Annotated in this window: 14 protein-coding genes and 1 pseudogene; 7 read left to right on the forward strand and 8 right to left on the reverse strand. The window is 76.7% G+C overall.

Going from position 1 to position 14329, the window contains the following annotated elements; all coding sequences use genetic code 11:
- On the forward strand, window positions 1-387 hold a 387-nt coding region (locus ACIQKA_RS10295; protein ID WP_383437894.1), incomplete at its 5' end, for a sigma-70 family RNA polymerase sigma factor.
- On the opposite strand, the gene ACIQKA_RS10300 is transcribed toward ACIQKA_RS10295, so the two are convergent.
- On the reverse strand, window positions 335-811 hold the full coding sequence (locus ACIQKA_RS10300) for an ATP-binding protein (RefSeq protein ID WP_383437897.1): 477 nt from the start codon (window positions 809-811) through the stop codon (window positions 335-337). The two genes, ACIQKA_RS10295 and ACIQKA_RS10300, sit on opposite strands and share 53 nt — an antisense overlap.
- Window positions 804-1217 carry an STAS domain-containing protein gene (locus ACIQKA_RS10305; protein WP_383159643.1) on the reverse strand — a complete coding sequence of 138 codons (414 nt, stop codon included), beginning with the start codon at window positions 1215-1217 and terminating at the stop codon, window positions 804-806. The genes ACIQKA_RS10300 and ACIQKA_RS10305 overlap by 8 nt, the downstream gene beginning before the upstream one ends.
- A gap of 264 nt (window positions 1218-1481) precedes the next feature.
- Here ACIQKA_RS10305 and ACIQKA_RS10310 point away from each other — a divergent pair, with 264 nt between their 5' ends.
- Window positions 1482-2072 (forward strand): isochorismatase family protein, encoded by a 591-nt coding sequence (locus tag ACIQKA_RS10310; RefSeq protein ID WP_383448800.1) that lies wholly within the window; start codon window positions 1482-1484, stop codon window positions 2070-2072.
- A gap of 213 nt (window positions 2073-2285) precedes the next feature.
- On the opposite strand, the gene ACIQKA_RS10315 is transcribed toward ACIQKA_RS10310, so the two are convergent.
- From ACIQKA_RS10315 to ACIQKA_RS10325, 3 genes are all read right to left on the reverse strand, one after another.
- Window positions 2286-2645 (reverse strand): hypothetical protein, encoded by a 360-nt coding sequence (locus ACIQKA_RS10315; protein WP_402540625.1) that lies wholly within the window; start codon window positions 2643-2645, stop codon window positions 2286-2288.
- Between the two features lie 149 nt (window positions 2646-2794).
- A complete protein-coding gene (locus ACIQKA_RS10320; protein ID WP_402540626.1) occupies window positions 2795-3277 on the reverse strand; it encodes a hypothetical protein in 483 nt (160 codons plus the stop codon).
- On the reverse strand, window positions 3253-3834 hold the full coding sequence (locus ACIQKA_RS10325; RefSeq protein WP_402540628.1) for a hypothetical protein: 582 nt from the start codon (window positions 3832-3834) through the stop codon (window positions 3253-3255). Before ACIQKA_RS10325 ends, ACIQKA_RS10320 begins: the two co-directional genes overlap by 25 nt.
- Before the next feature lie 355 nt (window positions 3835-4189).
- On the opposite strand from ACIQKA_RS10325, the pseudogene ACIQKA_RS10330 reads away from it, so the two are divergent.
- A pseudogene (locus ACIQKA_RS10330) lies at window positions 4190-5962 on the forward strand (FAD-dependent monooxygenase).
- A 113-nt stretch (window positions 5963-6075) separates the two neighbouring features.
- Here ACIQKA_RS10330 and ACIQKA_RS10335 read toward each other — a convergent pair.
- From ACIQKA_RS10335 to ACIQKA_RS10345, 3 genes are all read right to left on the reverse strand, one after another.
- Window positions 6076-6870 carry a 4'-phosphopantetheinyl transferase family protein gene (locus ACIQKA_RS10335; RefSeq protein WP_402540630.1) on the reverse strand — a complete coding sequence of 265 codons (795 nt, stop codon included), beginning with the start codon at window positions 6868-6870 and terminating at the stop codon, window positions 6076-6078.
- A 10-nt stretch (window positions 6871-6880) separates the two neighbouring features.
- Window positions 6881-7111 (reverse strand): acyl carrier protein, encoded by a 231-nt coding sequence (locus ACIQKA_RS10340; protein ID WP_383159657.1) that lies wholly within the window; start codon window positions 7109-7111, stop codon window positions 6881-6883.
- A gap of 65 nt (window positions 7112-7176) precedes the next feature.
- On the reverse strand, window positions 7177-8034 hold the full coding sequence (locus ACIQKA_RS10345; protein ID WP_383159659.1) for a hypothetical protein: 858 nt from the start codon (window positions 8032-8034) through the stop codon (window positions 7177-7179).
- Between the two features lie 500 nt (window positions 8035-8534).
- On the opposite strand from ACIQKA_RS10345, the gene ACIQKA_RS10350 reads away from it, so the two are divergent.
- The 4 genes from ACIQKA_RS10350 to ACIQKA_RS10365 are packed head-to-tail and all read left to right on the forward strand — an operon-like array spanning window position 8535 to window position 14119.
- Window positions 8535-9623: a phytanoyl-CoA dioxygenase family protein gene (locus ACIQKA_RS10350; RefSeq protein ID WP_383159660.1), complete on the forward strand. Its 1089-nt coding sequence runs from the start codon at window positions 8535-8537 to the stop codon at window positions 9621-9623.
- On the forward strand, window positions 9605-11035 hold the full coding sequence (locus tag ACIQKA_RS10355; RefSeq protein ID WP_402540633.1) for a DUF6271 family protein: 1431 nt from the start codon (window positions 9605-9607) through the stop codon (window positions 11033-11035). The genes ACIQKA_RS10350 and ACIQKA_RS10355 overlap by 19 nt, the downstream gene beginning before the upstream one ends.
- Before the next feature lie 46 nt (window positions 11036-11081).
- Window positions 11082-12833, forward strand: a complete 1752-nt coding sequence (locus tag ACIQKA_RS10360) for a condensation domain-containing protein (RefSeq protein WP_402540634.1) — start codon at window positions 11082-11084, stop codon at window positions 12831-12833.
- Between the two features lie 11 nt (window positions 12834-12844).
- Entirely contained in the window at window positions 12845-14119 is a 1275-nt protein-coding gene (locus tag ACIQKA_RS10365; protein ID WP_402540950.1) for an MFS transporter, read from the forward strand.
- The last annotated feature ends 210 nt before the right edge of the window (window positions 14120-14329 follow it).

Consider the following 14329-nt stretch of genomic DNA (forward strand, 5'->3'; position numbering starts at 1 on the left):
GAACTCGCCCACCACCTCCACCTCACCGAAGAAGAAATCGCCGAAGGCCAACTCGCCGCCCACGGCTACGCCACCCGCTCCCTCGACACCCCGGCGGGTGACGACGAGGAGACCTCGGGCGCCGCTCCCCGGCACCTGGCGACCGCCGAGCCCGCCTACGAGCTGATCGAGTCCCTGGCCGCGCTCCGGCCGCTGCTCGACCGGCTGGACGAGCGCGACCGGCACATCCTGGCGCTGCGGTTCGGGGAGGAGCTCACCCAGGCCGAGATCGGCCGGCGGATCGGGCTCTCCCAGATGCAGGTCTCGCGGCTGCTCACCCGGATCCTCGGCGAGCTCAGAGCAGCTCTGCTGGAGGACGGTCCGGCGTCCGGCCCGGCGGCCCGCTGACCTCCAGCCACACCACCTTCCCCGCCGCTCCCGGCCCCCTGGTCTCGTAGCCCCAGGCACCCGCCAGCCTGTCCAGGACCATCAGACCGTGCCCGCCCGGCAGCGCGGGAGAGCGGGGCGCGCGCGGCCGGGGCGGTTCGGGGTCGGGGTCGGCGACCTCCACGCGCAGGCGCCCCCGCTCGTACCGCAGGACGAACTCCTCCGGTCCCCCGGCGTGCAGACAGGCGTTGGTCACCACCTCCGACACCAGGAGCAGCACGTCCTCCACCCGCTCCTCCCCCGCCTCGCTCCCCGCCGGAATCCACCCCCAGTCCGCCAACGCCTCCGCCGTGAAATCCCGGCAGCGCGACACCACCCTCTGCGCCCCGCGCAGCAGCAGCCTCCGGACCCGGGCGCCTTCCGCGTCGGGGTCGCCGTCAGTCATGGCCGGCCCCGCCGTCGTGCGGCACCGGATCGGCCAGGGCCCCGTCGGCGTCCTCGTACACCCGGAAGACGGCCCTGGCACCGGTGATGTCGAACATCCGGTCCACCGGCGGGCGCAGCCCGGCCAGGTCCAGGCGCCCGCCCGTCTCCCGCATCCGCAGGCGCGCCCTGAGGAGCGCGTTGAGCCCCGTCGAGTCGCAGAAGCCGAGGCCCGAACAGTCGACGACGATCCGCCGGGCCCGGGCGTGCTCCTCCACCGCCTCGCGCAGGGGCGCGACCGTGTCGTGGTCGAGCTCCCCGCCCAGTTCGAGCACCACCACCCCGTCGGCAGTCCCGGGCCGGACCCGTACGCCGAACCGGGCACGGCCGGGCGTCCGCCGCGCTCCCGCGCCGCCGTCCACGTCCATGGGCTCGCCCCTCTCGTCGTCCCTCTCGGTGGCTCTTCCCTCCCCCCAGTTTCGGGCAGGTCGCGCCGGATGACCCCCCGGGGCGCACGGCGGGGGCCGGGGCTCCGGGCCCGCGCCGGGCGCGGCGGTCCGCGGGTCCGGTCGGCGGAGCCCCGTTTCCATGATCCCGATCGGGTGAAAGGCGGGCGCGCGCGCCTCACGGGGCACCCCGGAGGCGCGACGATGCCAGGGACTCTTCCACCCCCTTGAGGAAAGGCCGCTCCCGTGCGCCGTGCCCTGATCGTCGTCGATGTACAGAAGGACTTCTGCGAGGGCGGCGACGTCCCCGTGAACGGTGCGACCGACCTGGCCGTCGCCCTCGCCGACCTGGTCCGGAGCGCCGGTGGCCGGTACGCGCACGTCGTCGCCACCCGTGACCACCACGTCGACCCGGGCGACCACTTCTCGGACGAGCCCGACTTCGAGGACTCCTTCCCGGTGCACTGCGTCGCCGGCACCGAGGGCTCCGAGTTCCACCCGGACTTCGCGGCCGCCGTCGCCGCCGGGGCCGTGGAGGAGGTCTTCTTCAAGGGGGCCCACTCCGCCTCGAAGAGCGGTTTCGAGGGCGCGACCGCGAACGGCACGCCGCTGGGCGACTGGCTGCGCGCCCGCGAGGTGGGCGGCGTCGACGTCGTCGGGATCGGGACGGACCACTGCGTGAAGGCCACCGCCTTCGGCGGGGTCCGGGAGGGCTTCGACGTGCGCGTCCTCCTCGACCACACGGTCGGCGTCTCCGCCGACACCACCGACCGCGCGCTCGACGAGCTGCGGGCGGCGGGCGTCGGGCTGAGCGGCCGGCCGGTGGTCCTGGTCTGACCGGAGGGACGGCGTACGGGCGGTGTCGGTCGTACGGGCGGTGTCGGTCGTGCGGCAGGTGGTTCCCGTCGGACCGGCTGCCCTCGGCCGGTCCGACGGGCCTCTGAAGACCGGCGGGCCCCGTCCGGACCGGCGGGCCTCGTCAGACCCGGCGGGCCTCGTCCGGACCGGCAGCCTCATCCGGCCCGGCGACCCCGTCCGGACCGCCGGTCGTCAGAGGCCGGGGCCGTCGCCCGGGTCGGGGGCCTGCGTCGGGTGCCAGCCGGCCGCGAGGCCCCAGAGGCCCAGGCCCACGACGGCCGCGCAGACGAGGACCGCCGCCCACGGGCGGAGCCACCGCGTGGCCGTCGCCCAGGCCAGGGGCGGGACGACGAGCCCGGCGAAGAGGATCAGCGGCAGGTCGACGAGGATCACGCCCCAGTCCCGGCCCTGCGCCTCGAACCCGCCCTCGATGCCGTACGCGGCCCGGGGCAGTGCGAAGGCGCCCGTGACGGCTACGCCGAGGACGGCGAGCAGACAGCCGACGGCGCTCTCCAGACGGTCACGGGACTCCTCTGCGGGCTTCTCGCTCATGCCCGGGAGGGACGCGGGGCGCCGCCGTCCGGTTCCGCCCGCCCACCGTCCCGGTTCCGGGGCGCGGCGGCGCAGCTCCCCCGCCGCGCGTTCGGCGTCGCGGGCCGCAGCCCGGTGGCCGAGCCTCCGCAGGTATCGGCCGAGCCGGGTCAGGGACCCGGCGAGCGCGGCGACGTCGTTGTTCGGGTGGATCCGGTCCAGGTCCCGCAGGTGGCGGACGGCCTCCGCCGCGGGGCCGCCACCCCGTCGTGCCGGTCCAGCCGGGCGCGGCGGAGGGCGAGGTCGGCCAGGGCGTGGACCAGCCCGGGCAGGTGCGCCGCGGGATCGTCGCGGTGGAGGCGGCGGTGGATCTCCGGCGACTCCCCGGTGGCGGCGAGCGCCTCGGCGTGGCGGTCGGCGTCGCGGAGCCGGATGCCCGGGTTGTCGAGCACCCGGGCCGGTTCGCTCCGGTACGCGGCCGGGTCCGTGGGGACGAGCCGGCGGAGGAGGGCGGCGGCCCCGGTGGCGGGCGCGACGGCGTCCCGGTGGCGGTCGAGCACGGCCAGTCGGCCGCCCAGGCTGTCGGCGGCGTCGGCGAGCAGGGGCCGCACGGTCTCGGGCGCGGCGCTCAGGTGGCGCCGGTAGGGGTGCACGGCCTCGTCGGCCGCTTCCGGCGCCTCCGCGCGGCGGCCGGACCAAGCCCGTACGAGTCCGGGGTTGTGCAGCGTACGGGCGAGGGGGCGGCACCGCTGCCGGCGGCCGCCGCCTGCCCGAGGGCCAGGGTCTCGGTCAGCTGCGCGACGGCGAGCTCGGGCCGCCCGGAGTCCGCCAGGGCGGGACCGCGGGCGTCGGGGCGGTCGATCCGCGCGAAGAGGTCGGGACCCGGGGGTCCGGGGCGGAGGACCGGTGGGGCCCGGGGGCGTGAGACCGGCCGGGGCCGCGGCCCCCGAACGGCCGGCGGTCTCCGGCCCGTCGGCGGCCTCCGGCCCGTCCTGGATCTTCGCCCGGGCCAGGATTCCCCCTCGTACGTGATGCGGTGACCGTGGCGGGCGAAGACGTGGTCGAAGAAGGCGACGGCGGCCGGTTCGCGTGCGGCGACCTCGGCGTGGAGGCCGGCCGCCTCGGCGAAGTACGGGCGTGCCTCGGCGGTGCGGCCGGGACCGATGAGCGTGCGGCCCGCCGCGAGCGCGGCCACCGCGTGCTCGCCCACGTCGCCGACCGTGCGCCCGCCCGCCGTCCGGGCCGCCTCGCGGTGCGTGGCGACCGCCGCGCGCAGATGGACGAGAGCCTCGTCCCGGCGCGCCGCAGGGAGGCGACGACGCGTTCGAGCTCGTCGGGCGACGCCCCCGGGCCCGGTACCTCGTTCTCCGCCGTGGCGTTCCCCCTCGTCCGTCCCCGCCGGGAGACCAGGATCGCCCGCCCCGGTGAAATCCGCGTGAAGCCGTCGTCCGCCCGCACGGGACCGTCACGAGGGGCACGCGTTCTCCACCGCTCGCCGTCCGGGGCCCGCCGGGCGACCATGGAGGACGGGGCCCTGCGGGGGCGAGTCGGCGCTGGAGGTACTCGTGGCGCACCACCGCACCACCACCGACGTCCTGGTCGTCGGCGCGGGCCCGGTCGGCCTGAGCGCGGCCGCCGAACTGCGCCGGCACGGGGTGCACTGCCGGGTCGTGGACCGGCTTCCGGCGCGCCTTCCGTACGCGAAGGCGGTCGGGATCCAGCCGCGCACCCTGGAGCTGTGGGACCGGATGGGCCTGGTCCGCGCCGTCCTGGAGACCGCCGTCCCGATCCGGGGGCAGCTGGTCTACGCCGACGGGCAGGAACGGGCCCGGATCGAGCTGGAGATGCCGCCCGAGGTGCCCTACGGCTTCGCCGCGCTGCCCCAGTACGAGACGGAGCGCCTCCTGGAGGAGCACCTGGCGGGTCTGGGGACGGTCGTGGAGCGCGGCACCGCGCTGGTGTCGTTCGACCGGGACCGGGACGGGGTCACCGCGCGGCTGCGCACCGCGTCCGGCGCCGACGAGGAGTTGCGGGTGCCGTATCTGATCGGCTGCGACGGGGCGCACAGCGTCGTGCGGAAGGGCCTGGGGCTGTCGTTCGAGGGCGGCGCGTTCCCGGAGGAGTACATGCTCGGGGACGTGGAGGCCGACTGAGACCTGCCGCACGGCTACGGCGTGCGGTCGAGCCGCCGGTCCGCCGACGGCTCGGCAGACGACGTCCTCGTCTGCATCCCGCTGCCGGGCGCGGGGCGCTACCGGATGTCGATGCGGGTGCCGCCCGAGCTGTCCGCCGGCAGGGGCGCGGCGCCGGACGGCCGGGCGGGCACGCCGGGCGGCGCGCCGGACGTCGCCCCGCAGGGCTCCGGTGCCGCGGCGGGCGCCCGAGGCCCCGCGCCGGACGGCGTCGCGCACGGCGTGCAGGCCGGGCGGGCGCCCGGGCTCTCCGATCTCCAGGCCGTCGTCGACCGGTTGGCGCCCCGGCCCGCGCGGCTCTCCCGGCTGCGCTGGGCCTCGGTCTTCCGGATCAGCCACCGGATCGTGGACCGGTACGGCGAGGGGCGCGTCCTCGTCGCGGGCGACGCGGCCCACATCCATCCGCCGACCGGCGCCCAGGGCATGAACACCGGCGTGCAGGACGCCTGCAACCTGGCCTGGAAGCTCGCCCTCGTGGTCCGGGGCGAGGCGGGTCCCGAGCTGCTCGCCACGTACGACGCGGAGCGGCGGCCGGTCGGCGAGGAGGTCGTGGGCCGGACCGTGCGGCACGCCGTGCACGGCATCGAGGCCGATCCGGAAGACCGGCGGACCCTGCTGCTCCGCGAGGCCCAGCTCCTCGTCGGGTACCGGGGCGGTCCGCTCGCGGGCGCGCCGCACGGTCCGGCCGGTGCGCCGCAGCCCGGCGACCGGGCCCCGGACTGCGGCGGTCTGACCACACCGGTCGCCGCCTTCCCGCTGCGGCTGCTCGACGTGCTGCGCGGCCGGGCGGGGCACGTGGTGCTCCTGTACGGCTCCGACGCCGCCGAGCTGTCCGGCGCGGCGGAGGCGGCGCGGGCGGCGGGCGGCCCGCCGGTCGTGGTGGTCCTGCCGGCCGGGGCCGACCGCGCCCGCCCGGCGTCCCCGTCCGTGCCCGCGTACCGCGACGCCGCCGGTGAGTTCGCGCGGCTCTACCTCCCCGACGGCGCCACCGGTCTCGTCGTCCGCCCGGACGGGCAGCTCGGCGCCCGGTTCCCCCTCGGCGGTGCGGCGGCCGCCCTGAGCGCGTACCTCGGGGCCCTGTCCGTACGACCGCGGCCGAGCGGGAGCGGGGCGCCTGCGGGCCCCGGTGGTTCCCCGGGGCCGTGATCGTCGCCCGGCGAGGCCGTCGGGGACAGGGGCGGCGGGCCCACGGGCCCGCGGGTCCGAGAAGCGGAACGCCTCGTCGGCGCACGACGGCTCCCTCTCCCTCCGGGTGATGGTCAGGGCGCGTTCCCGACCGTCGGCGGAGAGGGGAGAGAGGCGCCGTCCTCCCGCGCGGGAGGTTCCGCGCGGGAGGCGGGAGAGGCGGTGAAGGTGGTGACGGGGGCTTCGGCGGCGACCGCCGCGACCGCTCCGCGTGCGTCGTCGGTCCATTCGAGGAGTCCGAGTCCGGTCCCGCCGCCCGCCTTGAACAGGGCCTCGCCCCGCACCCACAGCCGGAGCAGCGCCGGGCCGGGGTCCGGCCGGGCGGCGGCCTCCCGCAGGTCGGCCTCGGGCAGGAGCCTCCGCAGTACGGACGGGGGGCCGGGCCGGCGCGAGGCGGGTTCCACGTCGACGCCGACCGGGCCGGGGCCGACGGCGGCCGCGACGAGACCGTCGGCGTGGCTCATGCTGACGCCGAGACCGGGCCGGCCGGCGAGGCGGGGACGCCCGTGCCCGTCCCGGCCGCACTCGGCGCAGTGCTGCTCCGGTCCCGACGCGCCGAGCGGCAGCCCGGTGAACCGGGCGACGCACAGGCGCACGAGGAGGCGTGCCGCCAGGACGTCGTCGCGGCGGGCGGGCACCCGTGTCCGGTCGAGACGGCGCCGCTCCCACGGCGCGAGCAGACCCTCGTGCAGCTCCGGGCGGGCCAGGACCTCGCCGGTGGCCGCCACCACGGCGAGGACCGGGAGGGCCGTGCGGTCCTGCCGGTCCGCCCCGTTCGCGCGCGCCTCCCGGTCCTCACCGCGGTCACCGCCCTCGCGGCCCTGCCGGTCCGCGCGGTTCCCCCGGTTCCGTTCGGGGCCGCCGTTCATCGGCGGGGACTCACCCGGCGGTGCCCAGGAAGCGTTCCTGAACGCGGCCGAGCGTGCGGAAGTCGTCGATGGTGACCTCCTGGAGATCGATGGAGCGGCCGGAGAGCTCCTCCAGGAGGTCGACGAACTCCAGGAAGTCCATGGAGTCGATGAGACGGGCCTCGATGAGGTCCTCGTCGGGGGCGATCGGTCCGTCGAGGCCGGGGTTCTTCTCGTGAAGCCACTCGGCGATGCGTTCCATGGGGTGGTGTCGCTCCTCGTTCGTGCGCTGTGCGGGTGTGCGTGCGGGCCGGGGGCCGGCGGGGGTCAGGCGCCGGCCTCGCGCAGGCGGTCGAGCGCCCGCCCGGGGGTGCCGTGGGCGAGGACCATCGCGTGGACCCAGCGTTCGACGCCGAAGGCGACGCAGGCGCTGTACGCCGGTCCCTCGGCGCCCGCGCGGATGTCCAGGCGCTCGCCGAAGAAGTTGCGGTGCCGGTTCACGGAGGCGATCGCCGTGCCGTCGGGGGCGCTGAACTCGTGCTTGACCGGGTCGAGGGCCATCAGCCGGGCCCGGGAGCCGCCCTTGTCGTAGAAGGGGTCGTCGGCGACGGCCCGGGTGAGGTCGAGGCCGAGGCGGCCGGCCAGCTCCTGGACGAACCCGGCGCCCTGCTCCAGGTGGTCGAGGGCGCCCTGCTGGGTGCCGAGGTAGAGGACCTCGCGCATGTGGAAGCCCCACAGGCGCCGCAGGCCGTCGAAGTGGGTCTCGTTGCGGAAGCAGCGGCCGGCCGCGGAGAGCCGCAGCCCCTCCTCGCCGACGTCGCGGCCCTCCAGGGAGAGCAGCAGTCCGTAGCAGGTGGCGGACGGCAGCAGGTAGCCGGTCGGCCGGAGCGGCAGCTCCCCCGGGGTCTCGCCGGCCGCCAGGGCGTCCAGCGCGCCGGGCTCGAACCGTCCTGCGGAGACGCCGAGGTGGGGGAAGTTGCGGAAGAAGTCGAGGCGGGCGAGGCCTTCCACGGAGAGCAGCGGCGGCCCCACCACCTCGGGGGCGGAGAGGCGGGCGGCGAGGCCGGTGAGCAGCGCGTCGAGGCCGCGCAGCAGCGCGGTGTGGTCGGGGTCGAGGGTGATCAGGCCCGGTCCGGGGCTCCTGAGGCCGCCGTCGGGCAGGACCGTGGTGCCGGGTGTGCTCATGGGGGAACCGCTCCCTCGGGGGATGGACGAACAGTCGGGGGTGCCGGCGGGGCGGGCGGGACGGGCGCGCCGCGGCCCGCTCTCCGGCCGTGGCCCGGTCTCCGGCCGCGGACGGCCTCGCGGGCGGCCGGCGTCGACCGCGGCACGGCGAAGAATGTGGCTGACGGCCCGTCAGGAAGCGGACCGCGCAGGGCGACAGTAAGCCAGTTCCTCGATTGTTGTCTAGACCAAAGGAGCCGTCCTGACAACGTTCGCCCGGATCCTCCTCCGACCCAACTCGGCGTATTGAGATGGCACTTGCCAGCCGCTAAGGTCTAAACCAATTCTTTCGCACGGCGTGACGTCTGACCAGCGTCACGGCACTTCCGGCCGTCCGTGCCGTCCGCCGCCGCCCCTCCGCCGGGGGTCGCCGCGTGCTGCCCGCCGGCCGGGGAGAAGCGCCCCCGGGCCCACGCCCGGCCCCGGGCCTCCTCCCCCGACTCCCGCACCTGGAGGGACCCATGACGACCCCCGCTCCGCACCGCCCCGCGCGCCGCCCCCGTCTGCACCGGGCGGCCTCGGACCTCCCGTACTTCAGCGCGGACGGCGAGTCCTACCTCGCGCAGACCACCCTGCGGGAACTGAGCAAGTCACGGCCGCTGCGGGTGCTCTCGGAGGCCGACTTCGCCCACTGGCAGACGTACGGCTACGTCGTCGTCCGGGAGGCGATCCCGGCGGAGGCGGCGCGGCGGCTGCTCGACTTCGCCTGGGACTTCCAGGGGCTCGACCCGGAGCGGCCGGACACCTGGTACGAGGACCGGCCGTTCCGCTCCCAGCTCGACCGGCAGCTGCACGTCTACGGCTTCGTGGAGGCGTACCACCACCAGCTCCTGTGGGACAGCCGCCAGTCGCAGCGGGTGTACGACGCCTTCGTGGACGTGTGGGACTGCGAGGAGCTGTGGGTCACGCAGGACCGGCTCAACCTCAACCCGCCCAACGTCAAGAACCGCGACCGCGCCCTGATCGAACCCACCGACCGGGGCTTCGACATCGAGCTGCACTGGGACATCGACACCACGCTCGGCGTGCCGCCGCAGCGGGTGCAGGGGATCATCGCGCTCAACGACACCCGCCCGGAGTCGGGCGGGTTCCAGTGCTGCCCGGAGCTGTTCCGGCGGTTCGAGGAGTGGAAGGTCGGACAGCCCGCCGACCGGGACCCGATCCGGCCCGCCGCGGACCGGGACGAGTACCCCGTCGTCCGCCCCGACCTGCGCCCCGGCGACCTGCTGATCTGGAACGGGCTCCTCGCCCACGGGGTGGCCCGCAACACCTCGGAGGATCAGGTGCGGGCGGTCCAGTACCTGTCGATGATGCCGGCCCTGGAGGAGCACGAGCGGCTGCGGAGGTCCCGGGTCGACTCCTGGCGGCACCTGCGCACCCCGCGCTGGAACCGCACCCTCGTCGGCGACCCCGTCCGGCACGAGTCCGAGCGCTATCCCACGGCCGTCCTGAACGGGCTCGGCGAGCGGCTGCTCGGGCTCACCCCGTGGAAGGACCGCGACGGGCACGACGGCAGGGACGGGGAGCCGTCGTGCGCCGCGTCTGCCTGACCCTGCCCACCGACCGGGCCTGCGCCGCGACCCTCAGGGCGGTCGCCGAGGAAGCCGCCCACGGCGCCCGGCACTTCGGCGTCGAGGTGCACCTGCTGGTCCTGGACTCCTCCGGGCCCGCGGCCCTCGCCGCGCACCGGGAGGCGGTGGCCGCGCTGCCGCCGGAGCCCGGCGTGGTCGTCCACCACTTCGACGAGGACGAGCAGCGGGCCTTCCTGCGCGGGGCGATCGCCCGCTCCGGGGTCGCCGGGCCGGACCGGGTGCTCGGCCTGATGCTGCCGTCCGGGGTCTCCTACGGGGCCTGCACCAACCGGGCCTTCCTGATCGCGGAGGCCCTGGGCTGCGCCTCGGTGCACCGCCGGGACTCCGACAGCCGCTACCAGTACCTGGACGGGAAGCCGGTCTTCCCGCTCCACCACGAGCTGACGGCGCTGGGGCGACGGGCGGCCGACGTGGCGGGACTCGTGTCGCGGAGCAGGCTCGACCCGGCGCTCGCCGACCGGCCGGTGGCCCTGGTCGGCGGCTCGTTCGTCGGCGAGATGTCCGTGGACGTGGCGGAGATCCGGGCGCTCGACCCGCTCGTCCACGAGGAGCTCGTCGGCCTGTCCGTCCCGGCCGGCTATCCGGAGATCTGGCGGCGGAACCTCGTCGACGAGGCCTTCCGGGGCGCCGGGACCGCCGCGTTCACCCGGGACCTCACCACGCTCACCACCGTCGGCCCGGCCCGCGTGGACATGTGCAACGTCGCCTTCGCGCGCGGGGTCTACGGCCGGGTGCCGCTGCCGCCCGCCACCGACACCATCGGCAGCGACTACTTCCTCCTCCACCTGGTGCACGGCGCCCGGCTGCCCGGCGTCCTGCACAACCGGCACATCGTCAACTTCCACACGAACGAGCGCCGTTCGGACGCGGGCTTCCTCGCGTACCAGGTGCGGCTGACCAAGTTCCTCCTCGCCGTCCCCCACCTCCAGGCCGTGTACGCGGGGCTGGCGGCGGCCGGCGACGGGCTGCTCGACGGCGACGGGTTCGTCCGCGCCTCCGCCGTCGCCGCGGTGCTCCGGGAGGGCGCGGGGCCCGAACCGGTGGAGGAGGCCGAGCGGTTCGACGTGGTCGAGCGCTGCTACCGCAAGCTCGGCGGCCGTTACGCGGCCGTCGCCGACGTCCTCGCCGCCCGCCGCGGACGCCTCCTCGACGAGGCGCGGCGGGACATGGCCGACTTCGCCCTGCTGCTCGACGCCTGGGGCCCCCTGGCCCGCGCGAGCGAGGGACACCCGCCCGCCCCGGCGCACGGGGGCCGCCCCTCCTCCCCCGCGCGCGGGGACGGCCCCTCCCCCTCCCCCGCGCGCGAGGGCAGGTCTCCGTCCCCGGCGTACGAGAACCGCCTCCCGTCCCCGAAAGGCAGCACCGCATGAGCCGCCCTCCGCAGCCCCTCCCCCGGCCCGGGGCGGTGGCCGCCCCGTGACCGCGCACGAGCGGGACCTCCCGCGCCCGGCGAAGACCCGCACCGTGACCGTCGCCCACACCGGCGGCGAGGAGCGCCGGGGCCCGGTCACGCTGGGCCAGGCCAACATGATCCGGTGCATGCTGCGGGACGAGCCCGAGCACATCAACATCCACGACGTGTGGCCGGTGCCCGCCGGGACCCGGACGGACGCGGTGATCGACGCCCTACGCGCCCTGGTCGTGCGGCACGAGGCGCTGCGCACCACGTTCCCGCACGCGGAGGGCGCCGTGCCCCGCGAGCAGGTGGTGGCGGCCGAGGGGGAGTTCACGGTCACCGTCCTCGACCACGACGCGCTCCCCCCGGACGCCGGACGGTACGCCGACGCCGTGGCCCGCCGGGCCCGCGCCGGACGCTTCCGGCTCGACCGGGACTTCGGCCTGCGGATCTCCCTCGTCACCGCGGGCGGCGCGCCGGTCTTCGTCGCCCTGGCGGCGAGCCACGCCGTGACCGACGTCAGCGCCCTCGCCGTCCTGGAGGAGGACTGGCTGGCCCTGCTCGCCGGTGGGCCCCTGGAGCCGCAGACCGCCCTCACCCCGCTCGACCTCGCCGCCGAGGAGGCCTCCCCCGCCGGACTCCGGAAGTCGGCGGCGTCCCTGCGGTACTGGGAACGGATCATCCGCACCGGCCCCCAGGCCATGTTCGACGGGCCGGGCGCGGAGGGCGCCGAGACCGTGACGCCGGAGGTGACGCTCCGGTCCCTGCGGGGCGCGCGGGCGCTCGCCCGGGTCGCGGAGCGCACCGGCGGGCTGCCGTCCACGGTGCTGCTCACGGCCTGGTGCGCGCTCGTCGCCCACCGGACCGGCCAGGACGTCTGCGTCGCCGCCGTCCCGACCTCCAACCGGTTCCACGACCGGCTCGTCCGCTCGGTGAACACCGTGTCGCAGGACGCCCTGCTCGCCCTCGACGTCCGGGTGCCGTCCTTCGACGCGCTGCTCGCCAAGGCGTGGGGGGCGGCCCTCGACGCCTACCGGCACAGCCGGTTCGACGCGGTCGCCCTGTGGGAGATGATCGACCGGACGACCTTCGAGCGCGGCAGCCGGTTCGCGCGGGACGTGGTCTTCAACGACGTGAGCGCCCTTCCCGGGGCCGACGGCTCCGGACCGGCGCCGGACGGGCCGGACCTCGAACTGGGCCGGGGCCCGTCCCAGGTCCTGCCGACCCGCCTCCTCGCCTTCGTGCACGGGACGGCGCCCCTGCTGCGGATCGGCCTGTGGGCCGACCCCGCGCTGTTCGCCCCCGGCGAGGCGGAGGGCTTCCTGACCGGTCTCGTGCGGCTCCTGGAGGCGGCCGCCGAGGGGGACGTGCCGCTCGCCTCGCTGACCGGGGTGACGGGGGTCCGTCCGGTGGAGCGCGGCCCGGACTGGGTCCGGGTGGACGGCTGCTGGGTCTCGCCGCCGGCCGTCGCGGAGGCCCTGGGCGGCGCCCTCGGAGGCGTACCCGTACACGTCACGGCGGGCGGGCCCGGGGACGGGGAGGGGCCCGGGGAGGGCCTCACCGCCTTCGTCGCCCCCGGCGGCACCCCCCTGTCCCCGGCGGAGGCCCACGCCGCGCTGATGCACGTCCTCCCGGGCCTTCCCGGGGTCCTCGCCCCCCGCCGGTACGTGATCGTCCAGGACCCGCCGGAGGCGGCGGACCGGACGGACGCGTGGCTCCGGCAGCACATCCTCACCGAAGGGAACGGCCGGACTCCGGCGGATCCGACATGACGACGAACGACGTGACGACGGACGACGCGCCCGTGGAGCGCGAGCCCGGCTCCCCGCCCAGCCCGTGGCGCTCGGGCCGCTTCCGGCTCTTCTTCACCGCCCGCAGCACCTCGCTGCTCGCCGACGGCATGCTGATGGTCTCGCTGACCACCGCCGTGCTCGGGGCGGGGTACGGGGCCTCCGGCGTGGGGTACGCCCTTGCCGCGTGGATGGCACCGATCGTCCTCCTGGTGCTCTTCGGCGGGGTCCTCGCCGACCGGTTCACCCCGCAGGTGATGATGGTCGGCGCGGACCTGGTGCGCATGGTGGCCATGCTCGCGCTCGCGGGACTCCTCGCCCTCGGGGACGTACGGCTGTGGCACGTCATGGCGCTGCTCGCGGTCAGCGGCGCGGCGACCGCGATGTTCCAGCCCGGTCTGGCGAGCCTGGTGCCGCGGGTCGCCGAGGACATCCAGCGGGCCAACGCGCTGCTGCGCATATCGGAGTCGATCTGCACCCTGCTCGGCCCCGGCCTCGCCGGTCTCCTCGTGGCGTACTGGGACGTGGCGGGGTCCTTCCTGGTGATCGCGGCGTTCTACGCGTGCAGCGCCCTGGGCCTCGCGCCGCTGCGGAGGCTCGGCACGGCCCCGGACGGGACCGACGAGCCGATCTGGCAGCGGCTCGCCACGGGCTGGCACGAGTTCCGGTCCCGTTCCTGGCTGTGGGGCGTCATCGCCGTGTGGGCCGTCTACGGCCTGTTCGTCTTCGGCCCGGCGCTGCCGCTGGGCGCCGCGCTCCTCACCGAGCAGCACGGCGCCGACGGATACGGCTGGATCGCGTCCGCCGACGGGGCCGGCACGATCGTGGGCGGGCTGCTCGGAATGCGGGTGCGGCCCCGCCGGCCGCTCGTCGCGGGCGCGTGCGCCATGTTCTTCTTCTCCCTCAACCCGCTGGCGCCCGCCCTAGAGTGGTCGTTCACGCTCACCGCCGTCACGGGCGTCCTGGCGGGCTGCGGTTTCGCCTTCTGGGGCGTCATGTGGGCGACCAGCGTGCAGTCGCACATCCCGCTGGCCGTCCTGAGCCGCGTCTCGGCCTACGACGTCGCCGGGTCCATCATGGTCATCCCGGTGGGCCGGGCCCTGGCCGGGCCGGCGGCCGAGTCCGTGGGCGCCGACCGCGTGCTGCTCTTCTCGTCGGTCATGGGCATCGTCTGCATCGCGGTCATGCTGGCCGTGCCCGCCGTCCGGGCGCTGCGCCGGGCGCCGGAGAAGCCGGCCGGGGCGGGGACCGCGGTCGCGGACGGCTGAACGGCTCGCGGACGGGCCGGCCCGCGCGGATCCTCACCGCCCCGCGGGAGGAGTACCCGGCGCGGCCCCGGGGCCGAGCGTCCGGGGCCGTGGGGGGGGGGGGGGGGGGCCGCCCCCCCCCCCCCCGCGCGGGGGGGGGCCGGGGGGGGGCCGGGGGGCGGCCCCCCGGGGGGGGGGGGGGGGGGGCGGCGGCCCCCCCCGGGGGCGGGG

Source organism: Streptomyces sp. NPDC092045 (assembly GCF_044756005.1).
In the GTDB taxonomy this organism is placed as follows: Bacteria; Actinomycetota; Actinomycetes; order Streptomycetales; family Streptomycetaceae; genus Streptomyces.

Coding starts and splice junctions, on each gene's coding strand:
- ACIQKA_RS10300 (WP_383437897.1), bottom strand. CDS start 811: ATGACTGACGGCGACCCCGACGCGGAAGGCGCCCGGGTCCGGAGGCTG.
- ACIQKA_RS10305 (WP_383159643.1), bottom strand. CDS start 1,217: ATGGACGTGGACGGCGGCGCGGGAGCGCGGCGGACGCCCGGCCGTGCC.
- ACIQKA_RS10315 (WP_402540625.1), bottom strand. CDS start 2,645: ATGAGCGAGAAGCCCGCAGAGGAGTCCCGTGACCGTCTGGAGAGCGCC.
- ACIQKA_RS10335 (WP_402540630.1), bottom strand. CDS start 6,870: ATGAACGGCGGCCCCGAACGGAACCGGGGGAACCGCGCGGACCGGCAG.
- ACIQKA_RS10340 (WP_383159657.1), bottom strand. CDS start 7,111: ATGGAACGCATCGCCGAGTGGCTTCACGAGAAGAACCCCGGCCTCGAC.
- ACIQKA_RS10345 (WP_383159659.1), bottom strand. CDS start 8,034: ATGAGCACACCCGGCACCACGGTCCTGCCCGACGGCGGCCTCAGGAGC.
- ACIQKA_RS10350 (WP_383159660.1), top strand. CDS start 8,535: ATGACGACCCCCGCTCCGCACCGCCCCGCGCGCCGCCCCCGTCTGCAC.